Consider the following 16717-nt stretch of genomic DNA (forward strand, 5'->3'; position numbering starts at 1 on the left):
ACGTGCGCCGGATCGGGGGACCACGTGATGCAGAAGCGAAGCAGGCGCGGCCGGACACGGACCGTGACCTTCGGGGTGTTCGGGGCGGCGCTGTGGCTGGGTGTCACAGGAGTCATCGCGGCGCCCCCGGCGCAGGCGGCGACCACCGGGTGCGGGGGGCGGCTGGTCAAGACGCTGCCCTTCTCGACGGGTGAGGTGCGGGTCTACAAGAGCCGCACCCAGGCCTGCGCGATCACGGTCGCCGCGCGGCCGGGCGAACGCCGGGAGATGACGGTGAGCATCCAGCCGCGCGGCGGGGTGCCGGTGCGCGACGCGGGCCGGTACACCCGGTACGCGGGCCCCGTCACCGTCGGCGCGATCAACCGCTGCGTGTTCGTCAAGGGGAGCGTGGCCGCCGGATCGATCTCTTCCGGCTGGATCCTGTGCTGACCGTGGCTTGATCACGACTTTGCGGCCGATCGATCCAACCGGGTCTGTTCAGCGGCGTGTTGACCCCGCTAGGTTCACGGCGACCGAAGTGAACTCAAGGGGAGGGTGAATGCGCAAGACGCTCGGATGGCTGCTGTCGCTCGTGGTGCTCATAGGCACCATGGGCGCGGCCGGTGTCACGGCTCAGGCGGCCACCGCCGCGGGGCCGACCGCCGCCACGGACATCAAGGACCGGATCCTCGGGATCCCGGGGATGAGTCTGATCGAGGAGAAGCCGTACCCCGGGTACCGCTTCTTCGTACTCAACTACGAGCAGCCGGTCGACCACCGGAACCCGTCGAAGGGCACCTTCAAGCAGCGCCTCACCCTGCTGCACAAGGACACGTCCCGGCCCACGGTCTTCTTCACCTCCGGCTACAACGTCAACACCAACCCGCGCCGGAGCGAGCCGACGACCATCGTCGACGGCAACCAGGTGTCCCTGGAGTATCGATTCTTCACGCCCTCCCGGCCCGAGCCGGCCAACTGGGGCAACCTGGACATCTGGCAGGCCGCCAGTGACCAGCACCGCATCTTCACCGCCTTCAAGAAGATCTACAGCAAGAACTGGATCGCCACGGGCGGCAGCAAGGGCGGCATGACGGCGACGTACTACGAGCGCTTCTACCCGCGTGACATGGACGGTGTCGTCGCCTACGTCGCGCCGAACGACGTCAACAACAAGGAGGACTCGGCCTACGACCGGTTCTTCAACAAGGTCGGCACCAAGGAGTGCCGCGACAAGCTGAACAACGTGCAGCGCGAGGCGCTGATCCGCCGCGTTCCGCTGGAGGCCAAGTACGCCGCCGCCGCCACCGAGAACGGCTGGACCTTCACCACCGTCGGGAACCTCGACAAGGCCTACGAGGCCGTCGTGCTCGACTACGGCTGGGCGTTCTGGCAGTACAGCCTGCTGGCCGACTGCGCCGCGATCCCGACCGCCGCGACCGCCTCCGACCAGGAGATCTGGGACACGATCGACGCGATCTCGGGCTTCTCGGCCTACGCCGACCAGGGACTCGAGACGTACACGCCGTACTACTACCAGGCGGGTACCCAGCTCGGTTCGCCCGACATCAAGCAGCCGCACCTCAAGGGCCTGAGCCGCTACGGCTACCAGCCGCCGCGCAACTTCGTGCCCCGCGACATCCCGATGACCTTCCAGTCGGGGGCCATGACGGACGTGGACCGCTGGGTGCGCGACAACGCGAACCAGATGCTGTTCGTGTACGGGCAGAACGACCCGTGGGGCGCCGAGCCCTTCCACCTCGGGTACAAGGTCAAGGACAGCTACGTGATGATCGCGCCGGGCGCCAATCACGGGGCGAACGTCGCGCAGCTCCAGGAGGGCGAGAAGTCCCTCGCGACCGCGCGGATCCTGAAGTGGGCCGGGGTGGCCCCGGCCGCCGCGCTCACCGACTCGGCGAAGGCGAAGCCGCTGGCCTCGCCGGACGCGCGGCTCGACCAGCGGGACCTGGAGCGCGAGCCGCAGCTGCGGCCGTAACCCTCCCGCAGTTCGGGGCCGCGGGCCGGCGTGCGGGGACCTACCCGTACGTCAGCCCGTGGCCCAGCGGGTAGCGGCCCGGCACCGGGACCGGGAGACGGCCCTCGGGTCGCCGCCGACCGGTGATCACCCGGGCCGCCGCCCGCATCTCCACGTCCGTCCAGCAGTACGTCGCCACCTCCGCCGCGCAGGTCGGCAGCCGGGCCGGGTCGTACGGGTTGCGGATCGCCACCACGACCACGGGGGCCCCGGTCGCGAGCAGTTCCGTCACCAGGGCGCGCTGCGGGCTCTCGCCCTCCGGGACGTTGTACGTGCACACGAGCACCGCCGCGTTGCCAGGAGCCGCCGCGACCGCGCGGCCCGGGGGCACCGCCGCCGCCCGGCAGCCCAGGGCGGTCAGCTCCCGCGCCAGTACCTCCGTGGGAGGCCCGGTGGTACCCGAGGGGGACACCGGGTCCGTCCCCGTCACCAACAGCCGCGGCGCGAGCGCCGGGTCGAGGGGCAGCAACCGCACCGGATTGGCCAGCAGGGTCGTCGTACCGGCCGCGATCTCGTCGGCGGCGGCCAGGTGCGCGGGCGTGCCGACGGCGGCGTCCACCGCGCGGGCCGAGGTGTACGGGTCCTCGAACAACCCTCGTCGGGCCTTCAGTTCCAGGATCCGCAGGACCGATTCCTCGATCCGCGCCTCCGTCAACTCCCCCGACTCGACGGCCGCGAGCACGCTGCGGTGCGCGAGAGGGAGGTCCGGCGGATTCAGCAGCTGATCGCAGCCCGCCTTGAGAGCCAGTACCGGGACCCGGTCGTCCCCGTACTTCTGGCGGACCCCGGCCATGTCGAGGGCGTCGGTGACCACCACCCCCCGGAAGCCGAGGCGTTCGCGCAGGATGCCGGTCACGATCGGCCGGGAGAGCGTCGCCGGGTCCAGCGACGGGTCGAGCGCGGGGAAGACGATGTGCGCCGTCATCACGACGTCCACTCCCGCCTCGACGGCCGCGCGGAACGGGGGTTCGTCCAGCTCCTCCCAGACGGTCCGGGTGTGCCGCATCACCGGGAGCCCGACGTGGCTGTCCGTCTCGGTGTCGCCGTGACCGGGGAAGTGCTTCGCCGCGGCGGCCACCCCCGCCCCCTGGTAGCCGCGGACCTGGGCGGCGACCAGGGCCGCCACCGCGCGCGGGTCCGAGCCGAAGGACCGTACGCCGATCACCGGGTTGGCCGGGTTGACGTTCACGTCGGCCACCGGCGCGTAGTCCTGCCGAATGCCCATCGCGGCCAGTTCCACGCCCGCGATCCGCGCGGCCCGGCGGGCCCCCGCGGCCGAGCCCCCCGCGCCCAGCGCCATCGCGCCCGGCAACAGGGTCGCGGGCCTGCCGATCCGGGTGACGGCGCCGTGCTCCTGGTCGGTGGCGAGCAGCAGCGGCACGCGGGCCCCGGCGGCGGCGGCCGCCCGCTGGAGACCGTTGGACAGGTCCGCGATCTGGTGCGGCGCACGGGTGTTGTGGGCCCACGCGAAGTAGACGATCCCGCCGAGGTGGTAGCGGGCGACCAGTTCGGCGGCGGTGCGCACCCCGAAGAGCGTCAGGTTCTGCTCGGCGTCCGCCGGGTCCGGGTCGGTCGCCGAATGCCCGTACGCCCGGGACACGAAGAGTTGGCCGACCTTCTCGGCCAGGCTCATCCCGGCCGTCAACCGGCGCAGCGCGGCCCGGTCGGGCCGATGCCCCCAGGGCCCGCCCGGGGCCCGCCCCGGGGCGCGTGGGTCGTCCGGGGCCCGGCGGGCCCCCGAGGCCGCGGAGGCGGCCCCGGCGGCCGTGACGGCGGCCAGGGCGGCCGCGGCGAGCAGGGACCGGCGGGAGGCGTGGTACGACACCCGCCGGACGCTACTGCCGGGGCGCGCCGGCGGAGTCCCGGACACTCGCGGAGTCCCCCGGACGGGGTGCGGCGGGAACGCCCGGCGCCGCCTCGCGCGTCAGGCCCCGACCCCCGGCCCGGGGGCCGCCACGACCCAGTGTTCCCGGAGCGTGCGCACCGTCTCGGTGATGGCCGGGCGGCGGGCGGCCCCGGTCCGCCACAGGGCGTACAGCCTGCGTACCGGCCCCGGTTCGAGCCGGACGGCCACCGCCCCCGGCGGCAGCGCGCCGGTGCCCAGGCGCGGTACGACGGCCACGCCGAGCCCGGCGGCGACCAGCGCCACGATGGTGTGGTTCTCCTCGGCGACGTGCGCGATGTCCGGCTCGAACCCGGCGGTGCGCAGCGTCCGGGTCAACCAGTCGTGACAGACCCGCCCCGGCGGCTGGCACACCCACCGCTGTCCGCCCAGGTCCGCCCGCCGAATCACGGCCCGCGCGGTGAACGGGTGCCCGGCCGGCACCACCAGCTCGCAGGGGTCGTCCCCGATGACGGCCTGCTCGACGCCCTCGGGGGCCGGCAGCGGGGCGATGTCCCAGTCGTGCGCCACCGCCAGGTCGGTGACCCCGCGGGCGACCAGGTCCACCGAGAGGTGGGGGTCCACCTCCGTGAGGCGGACGTCCAGGGCCGGATGCCGGGCGGCCAGGTCGGCCAGCACCGCCGGCAGCAGGCCGCGCGCCGCCGAGGCGAACGCGGCGACCGTCAGCAGCCCGCTCGGCTGCCCGCGCCGCTCCTCCAGCGTGGTCTCGGCGCGTTCCACGATCGCCAGCAACTCCCGCGCGGTGTCCGCGAGGTGCCGGGCCTCCTCGGTGAGGGCGACCCCGCGACCGCGTCGTTCCAGCAGCGTGGTGCGGGTCTCCCGTTCCAGCTTGGCGATCTGCTGGGAGACGGCCGAGGGGGTGTAGCCGAGTGCGGCCGCCGCGCCCGCGACCGAACCGTGGACGGAGACGGCGTGCAGGGCGCGCAGCCGGGCCAGATCGAGCATGGGGCCAGGGTAGCCCCGGGAGCCCGAGCATTCGTAAGCGATGCTTCATCCATCCCGGAAGAGATCCGCGCTGGTGCTACATGGTTCGGGGGTCGATGCTCGGATCATGCGTCCCGTACACACCGCACTCGCCGTTCTCGTCGCCGCCGTCTGGGGCTTCAACTTCGTCGTCATCGAGATCGGACTCGGCCACTTCCCGCCGCTGCTGCTCTCCGCCCTGCGCTTCCTCGTCGCCGCGCTGCCCGCCGTGTTCCTCGTCGGCCGGCCCAAGGTCGCCTGGAAGTGGGTCATCGGCGTCGGAGTGGCCCTCGGCATCGCCAAGTTCGGCCTCCTGTTCACCGGCATGGCCGCCGGGATGCCGGCCGGCCTCTCCTCCCTGGTCCTCCAGGTCCAGGCCGTCTTCACCGCCGTCCTCGCCACCGTCGTGCTGCGCGAGCGGCCCGGCCGGGTACGGCTGATCGGCATGGTCGTCGCGCTCGCCGGGATCGGCGTCGCCGCCGCCGACGGGGGCGCCTCCGGGCCGGTGCTCGGCTTCGTCCTGGTCGTCGCGGCCGCCGCCTGCTGGGGCGTGTCCAACGTGCTGACCCGCAAGGCCGCCCCGCCCGACGCGCTGAACTTCATGGTCTGGGTGTGCACCGTCCCGGTGCTGCCGCTGCTCGCGCTGTCGCTGCTGCTGGAGGGGCCCGAGCGGGACCTGGCCGCGCTGCGGGCCCTGGACTGGTCCGGGGTGGCCGTCATCGGCTACGTCGCCTGGGTGTCGACGGTGTTCGGCTTCGGCGCCTGGGGCTACCTGCTGCGCCGCTACCCGGCCTCCTCGGTGGCGCCGTTCTCGCTGCTGGTGCCCGTGTTCGGGATGTCCTCGGCCGCGCTGGTCCTCGGGGAGTCCGTCTCCGGCCTGCGCTGGTTGGCCGCCGTGCTCCTCGTCGGCGGGGTCGGCCTGACCTCCCTGGCGCCCGCGCGGGCGAAGCCCCGTACGGCCGCCGCCGCGCCCCTCAGCGCGGTGGGCGCTCCTGGAGCGGCAGCCGCCAGTCCTGCCCCGTGAGCGCGACCCCGTACGAACGGTGCGGCCGTTCGGCGACCAGGGTGAAACCGGCCCGCTGGTAGAGGGAACGGGCCGACTCCAGGACGTCGTTCGTCCACAGCACCAGTTCGCGGTAGCCGACCGAGCGGGCGAAGGAGACGACGGTGTCGACCAGGAGGGCGCCCACGCCGTGACCGCGCGCCTTCGGCTCGACCAGCAGCAGCCGCAGTCGCGCGGCGCCGGCCTGTCCGTCTTCGCGCACGCACATCACCGAGCCGGCGGGCTCGCCGTCCAGCTCGGCGATCCAGACGCGCTCCAGGTAGGGGTCGTGGTCCTCGGCGAAACGCGCGACGACGCCGGCCACCAGGCCCTCGAACTCCTGGTTCCAGCCGTACTCGGCGGCGTACAGGGCGCCGTGCCGCGACACGATCCACCCCAACTCGCCGGGGACCGGCTCCCGCAGTCGCACCCGCGCGGAAGAGTGGTCGGCAGGGGGCTCCATGGCGCCCGAGGATAGCGCGCGGGGCGGGCCGGGGACACCGGGCCCGCCCGCGAGGACGGCCCGGCACCCCGGGCCCGCGCTGCTCCGTACGGGCGACCCGGGCCGGCTACTTCTTGCCGCCGCCCAGGATCTGCCCCAGCACGTCGCCGAGGCCGCCGCCCGGCGCCGGCCCGGAAGCCGCTCCCGCCGAACCCGGCGCCGCGCCGGGGGCCGGGGCGCCGGCCGCCCCCGTGCCCTTGTCGGCCGCCCGCTTCGCGAAGACCGCCAACAGCACCGGGATCAGCAGCTCGATGACCCGGGCGACGGTGGGCGCGGGGATGCCGGTCTTCTTCGAGACCGCGTTGGCCACCGGCTTGCTCACCTTGGCGAGGACGCCAGCCATCAGCCCGCCGCCGAGCAGCCCGCCGCCGAGCGTGGCCACGCCCTGGAGCGGCGGTTCGGCCACCTCCGCGACGGCCTGGCGAACCTCGTCGCCGTCGTGGTCGTCGGCCTCGACCTTCTGTTGGAGGTCACCGGTCATCGCGCCGACCGTGGTCGCGATCGTGTCGCGCGCGCCGGCGGCGTCGGTGCCGAGGAGGCCCGCGATCTCGGTGAGCCTGTCGTCGTCGAGCTCACGGAGCACGTCGTCCTGGAAAGAGGGTTCGCTCATGCCTGAAACGCTACGTCTGAGGTGATTGGGTGGCATCTCGGATCGCACTCGCGTACGGCTCGGGTAATGGAGAGGTAAAGACGTGGACCGCCGTGCAACCCCCGGCCCGTGTGGTGGGTCGTAGGTTGCGTCGGCACTTCCGGGAGGGGATCTGGGGGGATCGGGAAGTCCGACGAGGGAGGGGTAACCGTGAGGGGGTCCGGCCGGAAGGCCGGACCCCCTTCTGGTCGCCCGGCTCCCGGTTCTCCACAGCCCCGCCGCGCCGTCGGTGGCGCCCGGTAGCTTTCGGGCATGACTACCACCAACGGAGCGGTGCAACCGGCAGTGGTCGAGGGGGTGCTGGAGCGCATCACCTACGCCAACGAGGAGAGCGGCTACACCGTCGCCCGCGTCGACACCGGACGCGGTGCCGGCGACCTCCTCACCGTCGTCGGATCGCTCCTCGGGGCGCAGCCCGGCGAATCCCTGCGCATGGAGGGCCGCTGGGGCTCCCACCCCCAGTACGGCAGGCAGTTCAGCGTCGAGAACTACTCCACCATCCTTCCCGCGACCATCCAGGGCATCCGGCGCTACCTCGGGTCCGGCCTCATCAAGGGCATCGGGCCGAAGATCGCCGACCGGATCGTGGAGCACTTCGGCCTCGACACCCTGGACGTCATCGAGGAAGCGCCCAAACGGCTGATCGAGGTCCCCGGGCTCGGCCCCAAGCGGACGAAGCTGATCGGCGCCGCCTGGGAGGAGCAGAAGGCCATCAAGGAGGTCATGGTCTTCCTCCAGGGAGTCGGCGTCTCCACCTCCATCGCGGTGCGCATCTACAAGAAGTACGGCGACGCCTCCATCTCCGTGGTGCGCAACCAGCCCTACCGGCTCGCCGCCGACGTCTGGGGCATCGGCTTCCTGACCGCCGACCGCATCGCCCAGGCCGTCGGCATCCCGCACGACAGCCCCGAACGGGTCAAGGCCGGGCTCCAGTACGCCCTGTCCCAGTCCACCGACCAGGGCCACTGCTTCCTCCCCGAGGAACGACTGATCGCCGACGGGGTCAAACTCCTCCAGGTGGACACCGGGCTGGTCATCGACTGCCTCGCCGAACTGGCCGCCGACCCCGAGGGCGTGGTCCGCGAACCCGTGCCCGACCCCCAGGGCGGTCCCCCCCTCACCGCGGTCTACCTGGTCCCCTTCCACCGGGCCGAACTGTCGCTGGTCGGCCAGGTCCGCCGGCTCCTGCACGCCGAGGAGGACCGGATGCCGGGCTTCCGGGACGTGGACTGGGAGAAGGCCCTGGACTGGCTGGCGGGCCGCACCGGGGCCAAGCTCGCCCCCGAACAGCGCGAGGCGGTCCAACTCGCCCTCACCCGCCGGGTCGCCGTCCTCACCGGCGGCCCCGGCTGCGGCAAGTCCTTCACCGTCCGGTCGATCGTGGAACTGGCCCGCGCGAAGAAGGCCAAGGTGCTGCTCGCCGCGCCCACCGGCCGCGCCGCGAAACGCCTCTCGGAACTCACCGGGGCCGAGGCCTCCACCGTGCACCGGCTGCTGGAGCTGAAACCCGGCGGGGACGCCGCGTACGACCGGGAGCGCCCGCTGGACGCCGATCTCGTCGTGGTGGACGAGGCCTCGATGCTGGACCTGTTGCTCGCCAACAAACTGGTCAAGGCCGTCGCTCCCGGCGCGCACCTGCTGCTCGTCGGAGACGTGGACCAGCTCCCCTCGGTCGGCGCCGGGGAAGTGCTCCGGGACCTGCTCGCCGAGGGCGGGCCGGTGCCCGCCGTACGGCTGACCCGGATCTTCCGGCAGGCGCAGCAGTCGGGCGTCGTCACCAACGCGCACCGCATCAACACCGGCGTACCGCCCCTCACCGACGGCCTGCCGGACTTCTTCCTCTTCCCGGAGGAGGACACCGAGGAGGCGGGCCGGCTCACCGTGGACGTCGCCGCACGTCGAATTCCGGCCAGATTCGGCCTCGACCCGCGCCGGGACATCCAGGTCCTCGCACCCATGCACCGGGGCCCGGCCGGCGCCGGGAACCTCAACGCCCTGCTGCAACAGGCCATCACGCCGGCCCGCCCGAACCTGCCCGAGAAGAGGTTCGGCGGCCGGGTCTTCCGGGTGGGTGACAAGGTCACCCAGATCCGGAACAACTACGAGAAGGGCGCCAACGGTGTCTTCAACGGCACGGTCGGCGTGGTCACCGCCCTCGACCTGGACGAACAGAAACTGACGGTGCGCACGGAGGAGGACGAGGAGGTCGGCTACGAGTTCTCCGAGCTGGACGAGCTGGCCCACGCGTACGCCGTCACCATCCACCGTTCCCAGGGGAGTGAATATCCGGCCGTCGTGATCCCCGTCACCACAGGGGCCTGGATGATGCTCCAGCGCAATCTGCTCTACACGGCGGTGACCAGGGCGAAGAAACTGGTCGTCCTGGTCGGGTCACGGAAGGCCCTCGGCCAGGCGGTGCGTACGGTTTCCGCAGGCAGGAGGTTCACGGCGGTGGCACCCAGACTGTCCGGCCGGATACCGGTGGGAAACATCACCTAAATGATCGATCATTTGGGGTTCCCGCCGCCGTCCGGAGCGGGCAGGATGAGCAGGTTGGCGGCACTCAGTGCCGTCAAAGCCACCAAAGGCCGACCCCGAGTGCACTCTCCTGTGCCAAATGGGGGAAGGTAGAGGCAGTCAGGGCACCTCGAAGAAGAGGCACTACGTCGGTGAGGGATGACGTGAGCGACAACTCTGTAGTACTCCGGTACGCGGACGGTGAATACACCTACCCGGTGGTCGAGAGCACCGTCGGTGACCAGGGCTTCGACATCTCGAAGCTGCGGGCCCAGACCGGGCTCGTCACCTTGGACAGTGGCTACGGCAACACCGCCGCCTACAAGTCCGCGATTACCTACCTCGACGGCGAGCAGGGAATCCTGCGCTATCGCGGCTACCCGATCGAGCAGCTGGCCGAGCGTTCGACCTTCATCGAGGTCGCGTACCTGCTGATCAACGGGGAGCTGCCGACCGTCGACCAGCTCGCGTCGTTCCGCAACGAAATCACCCAGCACACGTTGCTGCACGAGGACGTCAAGCGGTTCTACGACGGCTTCCCGCGTGACGCGCACCCGATGGCGATGCTGTCCTCCGTGGTCAGCGCGCTGTCGACGTTCTATCAGGACAGCCACAACCCGTTCGACGAGAAGCAGCGCCACCTCTCGACGATCCGGCTGCTGGCCAAGCTCCCGACGATCGCCGCGTACGCGTACAAGAAGTCGGTCGGCCACCCCGTGGTCTACCCGCGCAACGACCTCGGCTATGTCGAGAACTTCCTGCGCATGACCTTCTCCGTGCCGGCCCAGGAGTACGACCTGGACCCGGTCGTGGTGTCGGCGCTCGACAAGCTGCTGATCCTGCACGCGGACCACGAGCAGAACTGTTCGACCTCCACCGTGCGTCTGGTCGGCTCCTCGCAGGCGAACATGTTCGCCTCGATCTCCGCCGGCATCTCGGCCCTGTGGGGTCCGCTGCACGGTGGCGCCAACCAGTCCGTTCTGGAGATGCTGGAAGGCATCAAGAACGACGGCGGCGACGTCGACGCCTTCATCCGCAAGGTGAAGAACAAGGAAGACGGCGTCCGCCTCATGGGCTTCGGGCACCGCGTCTACAAGAGCTTCGACCCCCGGGCGAAGATCATCAAGGCGGCGGCCCACGATGTCCTCTCGGCGCTCGGCAAGAGCGACGAGCTGCTCGACATCGCGCTCAAGCTGGAAGAGCACGCGCTGGCCGACGAGTACTTCGTCGAGCGCAACCTCTACCCGAACGTGGACTTCTACACCGGCCTGATCTACCGGGCCATGGGCTTCCCGACCGAGATGTTCACCGTGCTCTTCGCGATCGGCCGCCTTCCCGGCTGGATCGCCCAGTGGCACGAGATGATCAAGGAGCCCGGCTCCCGCATCGGCCGTCCGCGCCAGATCTACACCGGCGAGGTCCTGCGCGACTTCGTTCCGGTCGAGGCCCGCTGACCCGAGGTCAAGAGCCGCGCGAACGTACGAAAAGCGCCCCGCCGTCGATCCCCCCACGGGTCGACGGTCGGGGCGCTTTCCTTTCCCCGGAACGGATTCCCCCCACGGGACCCGAGCCGAGGCGTCGGCGAGGAGTGCCGAGTCGGGGCACTCCAATGGGGCTTTGCCGGGACCCGTACGGGTCGGGAGGGCCGCTCAAAGCTCCCCGTTGAGCACGCGTCCCGGCCGGCTGATGCCTCGGGACGTCCCCCAAGACCTCCCGCGAACGTCCCCCAAGACGTTCCTGGCATCGCCCCATTAGACCCGTGCAACCGCCCGATGGTTACGTTCGAATCACTGTGATCTGCGTCTCCCGTGAAGAAGATGTGCGCACGGTGCGAAGGAGATCCCCTATCGGAACGACCGCAACCGGAGGCTGTTGGTCACCACGAACACCGAAGAGAAGGCCATCGCCGCTCCGGCGATCATGGGGTTGAGCAGGCCGGCCGCCGCCAGCGGCAGCGCCGCCACGTTGTACCCGAAGGCCCAGAACAGGTTGCCCTTGATGGTGGCCAGGGTCCTGCGCGACAGCCGGATCGCGTCCGCCGCCACCCGCAGATCGCCCCGTACGAGCGTCAGGTCGCTCGCCTCGATGGCCGCGTCGGTGCCGGTGCCCATCGCCAGCCCCAGGTCGGCCCGGGCGAGCGCGGCGGCGTCGTTGACCCCGTCGCCCACCATGGCGACCGTACGGCCCTGCTCCTGAAGGCGCCGGACCACGTCCACCTTGTCCTGCGGGAGCACCTCGGCGATCACCTCGTCGATGCCCACCTCGGCCGCCACGGCCTCGGCCACGGCCTTGTTGTCGCCGGTCAGCAGGATCGGCGTGAGACCGAGCGCGCGCAGCCGGGCCACCGCCTCGGCGCTGGTGTCCTTCACGGCGTCGGCCACGGTCAACACCCCGCGCGCCGCCCCGTCCCAGGCCACCAGCACCGCCGTGCCGCCCGCGGTCTCGGCCGCGGCCCTGGCCCCGACCAGCGACTCCGGCAGGGTGATCCCCTGCTCCGTCAGCAGCCGCTCCCGGCCCACCAGTACGGCGTGTCCGTCCACCACGCCCCGCACGCCGAGCCCCGCCAGGTTCTCGAAACCCTCCGGGACCGGCAGGGCGCCGACCCGGCGCGCCGCGCCGTCGGCCAGGGCGCGGGCGATCGGGTGCTCGGAGGCGTGTTCCAACGAACCCGCCAGGCGCAGCAGTTCCTCCTCGGAGGTGCCCTCGGCGGCGTGCACGCCGGACAGGGTCATCCGGCCGGTGGTGACCGTGCCGGTCTTGTCGAGGACGACGGTGTCCACCCGGCGGGTGGACTCCAGCACCTCGGGGCCCTTGATCAGGATGCCGAGTTGGGCTCCCCGCCCGGTGCCGACCATCAGGGCGGTCGGGGTGGCCAGGCCGAGCGCGCACGGGCAGGCGATGATCAGGACGGCCACGGCGGCGCCGAAGGCGGCCGTCGGGTCGTCGGTGACGAGCAGCCAGGTCACCCAGGTGCCGAGGGCGAGCAGCAGGACGACCGGTACGAAGATCCCGGAGACCCGGTCGGCCAGCCGCTGCACCTCGGCCTTGCCGTTCTGGGCGTCCTCGACCAGCCGCGCCATCCGGGCCAGCTGGGTGTCGGAGCCGATCCGCCCGGCCTCCACCACCAGGCGCCCGGAGGTGTTGACGGTGGCGCCGGTGACGGCGTCGCCGACGCCGACGTCCACGGGCACCGACTCGCCGGTCAGCATCGACGCGTCCACGGCGGACGCGCCCTCGACGACGGTGCCGTCGGTGGCGATCTTCTCGCCGGGCCGGACGACGAACCGGTCGCCCACCGCGAGCGCGCCCACCGGGATCCGCACCTCGGTGCCCCCGCGGAGCACGGCCACGTCCTTGGCGCCGAGTTCGAGCAGGGCCCGCAGGGCGGCGCCGGCCTTCCGCTTCGAGCGGGCCTCCAGGTAGCGGCCGAGGAGGATGAAGGAGACGACCCCGGCGGCGACCTCCAGGTAGATGGCGGAGGAGCCGTCCGTGCGCGAGATGGTGACGTCGAAGCCGTGGCGCATCCCGGGCATGCCCGCGTGCCCGAAGAACAGGGCCCACAGCGACCAGGCGAACGCGGCCAGGGTGCCGACCGAGACCAGGGTGTCCATGGTGGCCGCACCGTGCCGGGCGTTGGTCCAGGCGGCCTGGTGGAAGGGGAAGGCACCCCACACGACCACGGGGGCGGCCAGGGTGAGCGAGAGCCACTGCCAGTTGTCGAACTGGAGCGCGGGAACCATGGCGAGCAGCACGACAGGCAGGGCCAGGGCGACGGAGACCAGGAGCCGTTGGCGCAGGGCCGACAGCTCGGGGTCGGGCGCCGGCCGCGCGTCGGATTCCGCCGCCGTCGGGGCGGCCGTCGGGGCCGGCTCCGGGGGCGGGGGCTCCTCGGCGGTGTACCCGGTCCTGACCACCGTCGCGATCAGGTCGGCCACCCGCACGTCACCCGCGTACGAGACCTTCGCCTTCTCGGTGGCGTAGTTCACCGTGGCGGTGACCCCGTCCATCCGGTTCAGCTTCTTCTCGATGCGGGCGGCGCAGGAGGCGCAGGTCATGCCGCCGATGGTCAGTTCGGTCTCGGTGGTGTCGGCCGCTGTCGCGGGTCCGTCGTGCACTGTGCTGCCGCTCATGTCCGGCTCCGGGGGGAGGGCCGGGTCGTACGGGTCCGGTATGAGTCGGCCGGTACGACCCGGCGGGTGTTGCCGAGGGGGTGGGGGGCTCAGGCCTGGCCGGCGAGCTCGTAGCCGGCCTCGTCCACGGCGGCGCGCACGACGTCCTCGTCGAGGGGGGCGGTCGAGATCACCGTGACCTCGCCGGTGGCGGCGACGGCCTTGACCGAGGACACGCCCGGCAGAGCGGTGAGCTCGCCGGTCACCGCGCCCTCGCAGTGCCCGCAGGTCATGCCGGTCACCCGGTAGACGGTGGTGGTCTGGGTGTCCGTCTCGGCGCTCATGTCGTTCTCCTCTTCGGGGGCGTGTGCGGTCGCCGGAAGCGGCGGCGTGTACTCCACCGTGCTCCCGTCACTTCGAGACTATACCCCTAGGGGGTATTGACGCGAGTGTTCTCGGCCTCCGTCGACCGTTTCAATCGTCGCGCCGCCCCCGGTTGCCGGGGCGCCGGCTCACCCAGGTGCGGATGGTGTCGGCGTACCAATAGGGCTTGCCTCCCTCCACGTGGTCCGGGGCCGGGAGCAGTCCGTGCTTGCGGTAGGAGCGCACGGTGTCCGGCTGGACCCGGATGTGCGCGGCGATCTCCTTGTACGACCACAGCTGTCGGTCGCTCATCGACAACACCTCCTTGTCCACGCCGCGGGGCCGGCCGGGAGGCCGTCGGGGGAGCCGGCGCGTGGACAGTGACGATCACTCGGGTTGTGCCCGAAGAACGACGCCGAGTGAGCGTGGGGGAGGGGCTGTCGCGCCCCTGTGACGGAAAACCCGCGTAGTGCGGATATGTGTGACACAAGGGCGACCCCCGTGACAGATGCGGCACAGGGGTCGAGTGGGATGAAATGACCGGTCGGGGGTACGGCGGCCGGCCGTACGGCGGTCAGCGGTACAGCGGGGGCCGCTCCACCAGCTCCACCGGCGTCCGCACCCCGCCGCGCGCCGCGGCGAGCCCCGCCCGGGACACCTCGGCGGCCGCGTACCCGTCCCACGCATCGGGCCCGGCCACCCCGCCCCGCGCGGCCGCGGCCACCCACCGCCGCAACTGACGGTCGTACGCGTCGGCGAACCGGGTGGTGAAGTCCTGGGTGATCTCCCCGCCCCACCGGCCGGCCGACTCGACGACCATCGCGTGGCCGTCACCGATACGGGCACTGCCGGACTCGCCGACCGCCTCGCACCGGACCTGGTAGCCGAAACCGCAGTTGACGAAGATCTCCACGTCCACGATCGCGCCGCCGGACGTCTCCAACAGCACCAGACGCGGGTCGCTCAGCCCGGACGGGGCGGCCGCCGACGGGGTGGGCGACAGGACGGTCACCGCCGTGACCTCCTGCCCCAGCAGCCAGCGGGCCGCGTCCACCTCGTGCACCACGGAATCGGTGATCAGCATGTCGCTGGTGAAGAAGGACGGCGAGGCGGCGTTGCGGTGCCGGCAGTGCAGGAACAGCGGCCGCCCGATCCCGCCCGCGTCCAGCAACTCCTTCAGACGCTCGTACTCGGCGTCGTGCCGCCGCATGAAACCGACCTGGACCAGCCTGCGGCCCAACCGCTGCTCCGCCTCCATGATCCGCAGCGCGCCCGCCGGATCGGGGGTCAGCGGCTTCTCGCAGAGCACCGGCAACCCCCGCCGCAGGGCGTGCAGGATCGCCTCCTCGTGCGCCGGACCGGGGGAGGCGATCAGCACGGCGTCCACCCCGGGCGCGGCGATCGCCGCCTCCGGGTCGGTGTGCGCGCTCGCGCCGACCAGGCCGCCCGCGACCTCCTTGACGCGATCGCCGTCCGGGTCCGCCACCGCCACCACGCGGGCGCCACCGACCGTCCGGCCGATGCGACGGACGTGGTCGGCGCCCATCCTCCCGGTGCCGATCACGGCGATGCCGAGCGAGTCGGTCATGTCACACGTCCTCTCGAAGGTCAGCGCGCGCCACAGGAGCGCAGGTGGGAACGGGTCCGGCGGGCGATCGGCAGCGGCCGGTCCGGCGAACACGGGTACATGTCCTGCTCGACGATCGCGAACAGGTCCACGCCGAGCGCCTGCGCGGCCGCCAGCACCGGCTCCAGCGCGGGCACCCCCGACGGCGGCTCGCACATCACCCCGCGGGCGACCGCCGGCCCGAAGGGCAGCCCCTGCGCCACGACCTCGGCGAGGACCGCCGGGTCCACCTGCTTCAGGTGCAGGTAGCCGATCCGCTCCCCGAAGGTCTCCACCGCCCGGACGCTGTCCCCGCCGCAGTACGCGTAGTGCCCCGTGTCCAGGCACAGGGAGACCAGCGCGGGGTCCGTCGCGTCGAGGAACCGGGCGACGTTCTCCGGGGTGTCGATGTGCGTGTCGGCGTGCGGGTGGACGACGATCCGCAACCCGTGGCGGTCCTGGACCTGCCGCCCCAGCCGCTCCGTCTGAGCGGCCAGATCACGCCATTGGGCGGGCGTCAGCGTGCGGTCCTCCAGCACCTCGCCGGTCTTGTCGTCACGCCAGAACGAGGGGATGACGACGAGATGGGCCGCGCCCATGTCCCGGGTGAGCGCCGCGATCCGCGACACGTGCTCCCAGGTCTCCTCCCAGACGGCGGGGCCGTGATGGAGTCCGGTGAAGACGGTGCCCGCGGACACCCGCAGGCCGCGCTTGGCGGTCTCGTCGGCGAGACGGACGGGATCGGTGGGCAGGTAACCGTACGGGCCCAGCTCGATCCACTCGTACCCGGCGTCCGCGACCTCGTCGAGGAAGCGGTGCCAGGGAGTCTGCCGGGGATCCTCGGGGAACCAGACACCCCAGGAGTCCGGAGCCGAACCGACACGGATACGGGTCAACGTGGGCGGGGAGGACGTCATGGCGGCCACCTTAGTGGTCTGCGTCGTAAGTCCTTCGGGGGTTGATCACGCGGCCTTGGCGGCGGAGGATTCTTCTGGGTGATCGGCGGTGTGCTGGTCGAGCCTGGCCAGGAGATCGTCCAGGTCGGAGGTGGT

At 72.0% G+C, this 16717-nt stretch carries 14 protein-coding genes; 5 read left to right on the forward strand and 9 right to left on the reverse strand.

Going from position 1 to position 16717, the window contains the following annotated elements; genetic code table 11:
* Window positions 1–27 precede the first annotated feature (27 nt).
* Entirely contained in the window at window positions 28–429 is a 402-nt protein-coding gene (locus tag OTB19_RS19335) for a hypothetical protein (protein WP_267799532.1), read from the forward strand.
* Between the two features lie 109 nt (window positions 430–538).
* Window positions 539–1972 (forward strand): S28 family serine protease, encoded by a 1434-nt coding sequence (locus OTB19_RS19340; protein WP_267799533.1) that lies wholly within the window; start codon window positions 539–541, stop codon window positions 1970–1972.
* 40 nt (window positions 1973–2012) lie between these two features.
* Here OTB19_RS19340 and OTB19_RS19345 read toward each other — a convergent pair whose 3' ends face one another.
* Window positions 2013–3836 (reverse strand): glycoside hydrolase family 3 protein, encoded by a 1824-nt coding sequence (locus OTB19_RS19345; RefSeq protein ID WP_267799534.1) that lies wholly within the window; start codon window positions 3834–3836, stop codon window positions 2013–2015.
* Window positions 3837–3935: 99 nt separating this feature from the next.
* Window positions 3936–4859, reverse strand: a complete 924-nt coding sequence (locus tag OTB19_RS19350; protein ID WP_267799535.1) for a LysR family transcriptional regulator — start codon at window positions 4857–4859, stop codon at window positions 3936–3938.
* Between the two features lie 106 nt (window positions 4860–4965).
* Here OTB19_RS19350 and OTB19_RS19355 point away from each other — a divergent pair, with 106 nt between their 5' ends.
* Window positions 4966–5901 carry an EamA family transporter gene (locus OTB19_RS19355; RefSeq protein ID WP_267799536.1) on the forward strand — a complete coding sequence of 312 codons (936 nt, stop codon included), beginning with the start codon at window positions 4966–4968 and terminating at the stop codon, window positions 5899–5901.
* Here OTB19_RS19355 and OTB19_RS19360 read toward each other — a convergent pair.
* Window positions 5852–6382, reverse strand: a complete 531-nt coding sequence (locus OTB19_RS19360; protein ID WP_420716863.1) for a GNAT family N-acetyltransferase — start codon at window positions 6380–6382, stop codon at window positions 5852–5854. The genes OTB19_RS19355 and OTB19_RS19360 overlap by 50 nt on opposite strands.
* Window positions 6383–6488: 106 nt before the next feature.
* Window positions 6489–7031, reverse strand: a complete 543-nt coding sequence (locus OTB19_RS19365; protein WP_267799537.1) for a DUF937 domain-containing protein — start codon at window positions 7029–7031, stop codon at window positions 6489–6491.
* A 291-nt stretch (window positions 7032–7322) separates the two neighbouring features.
* Between OTB19_RS19365 and OTB19_RS19370 the strand changes: the two genes are divergently transcribed.
* On the forward strand, window positions 7323–9569 hold the full coding sequence (locus OTB19_RS19370) for an ATP-dependent RecD-like DNA helicase (RefSeq protein WP_267799538.1): 2247 nt from the start codon (window positions 7323–7325) through the stop codon (window positions 9567–9569).
* Between the two features lie 182 nt (window positions 9570–9751).
* Entirely contained in the window at window positions 9752–11041 is a 1290-nt protein-coding gene (locus OTB19_RS19375; RefSeq protein ID WP_031149943.1) for a citrate synthase, read from the forward strand.
* Between the two features lie 390 nt (window positions 11042–11431).
* Here OTB19_RS19375 and OTB19_RS19380 read toward each other — a convergent pair whose 3' ends face one another.
* The 5 genes from OTB19_RS19380 to OTB19_RS19400 form a co-directional block, all read right to left on the reverse strand.
* Window positions 11432–13717 (reverse strand): heavy metal translocating P-type ATPase, encoded by a 2286-nt coding sequence (locus tag OTB19_RS19380; RefSeq protein WP_267799539.1) that lies wholly within the window; start codon window positions 13715–13717, stop codon window positions 11432–11434.
* An 89-nt stretch (window positions 13718–13806) separates the two neighbouring features.
* Window positions 13807–14040: a heavy-metal-associated domain-containing protein gene (locus OTB19_RS19385; protein ID WP_267799540.1), complete on the reverse strand. Its 234-nt coding sequence runs from the start codon at window positions 14038–14040 to the stop codon at window positions 13807–13809.
* A gap of 130 nt (window positions 14041–14170) precedes the next feature.
* Complete coding sequence (locus tag OTB19_RS19390; RefSeq protein ID WP_267799541.1) at window positions 14171–14371, reverse strand: helix-turn-helix transcriptional regulator; 201 nt, start codon at window positions 14369–14371, stop codon at window positions 14171–14173.
* A gap of 262 nt (window positions 14372–14633) precedes the next feature.
* The gene (locus tag OTB19_RS19395; protein WP_267799542.1) at window positions 14634–15647 is read right to left on the reverse strand and encodes a Gfo/Idh/MocA family protein; all 1014 of its coding nucleotides are present in this window, start codon (window positions 15645–15647) and stop codon (window positions 14634–14636) included.
* Between the two features lie 20 nt (window positions 15648–15667).
* Entirely contained in the window at window positions 15668–16582 is a 915-nt protein-coding gene (locus OTB19_RS19400; RefSeq protein WP_267799543.1) for a sugar phosphate isomerase/epimerase family protein, read from the reverse strand.
* Window positions 16583–16717: the final 135 nt, after the last annotated feature.

The sequence above is a fragment of the Streptomyces sp. H27-H5 genome, assembly GCF_026627505.1.
Lineage (GTDB): Bacteria > Actinomycetota > Actinomycetes > Streptomycetales > Streptomycetaceae > Streptomyces.

Coding starts and splice junctions, on each gene's coding strand:
- OTB19_RS19400 (WP_267799543.1), bottom strand. CDS start 16,582: ATGACGTCCTCCCCGCCCACGTTGACCCGTATCCGTGTCGGTTCGGCT.
- OTB19_RS19340 (WP_267799533.1), top strand. CDS start 539: ATGCGCAAGACGCTCGGATGGCTGCTGTCGCTCGTGGTGCTCATAGGC.
- OTB19_RS19395 (WP_267799542.1), bottom strand. CDS start 15,647: ATGACCGACTCGCTCGGCATCGCCGTGATCGGCACCGGGAGGATGGGC.
- OTB19_RS19365 (WP_267799537.1), bottom strand. CDS start 7,031: ATGAGCGAACCCTCTTTCCAGGACGACGTGCTCCGTGAGCTCGACGAC.
- OTB19_RS19360 (WP_420716863.1), bottom strand. CDS start 6,382: ATGGAGCCCCCTGCCGACCACTCTTCCGCGCGGGTGCGACTGCGGGAG.
- OTB19_RS19380 (WP_267799539.1), bottom strand. CDS start 13,717: ATGAGCGGCAGCACAGTGCACGACGGACCCGCGACAGCGGCCGACACC.
- OTB19_RS19385 (WP_267799540.1), bottom strand. CDS start 14,040: ATGAGCGCCGAGACGGACACCCAGACCACCACCGTCTACCGGGTGACC.
- OTB19_RS19370 (WP_267799538.1), top strand. CDS start 7,323: ATGACTACCACCAACGGAGCGGTGCAACCGGCAGTGGTCGAGGGGGTG.
- OTB19_RS19390 (WP_267799541.1), bottom strand. CDS start 14,371: ATGAGCGACCGACAGCTGTGGTCGTACAAGGAGATCGCCGCGCACATC.
- OTB19_RS19355 (WP_267799536.1), top strand. CDS start 4,966: ATGCGTCCCGTACACACCGCACTCGCCGTTCTCGTCGCCGCCGTCTGG.
- OTB19_RS19350 (WP_267799535.1), bottom strand. CDS start 4,859: ATGCTCGATCTGGCCCGGCTGCGCGCCCTGCACGCCGTCTCCGTCCAC.
- OTB19_RS19335 (WP_267799532.1), top strand. CDS start 28: ATGCAGAAGCGAAGCAGGCGCGGCCGGACACGGACCGTGACCTTCGGG.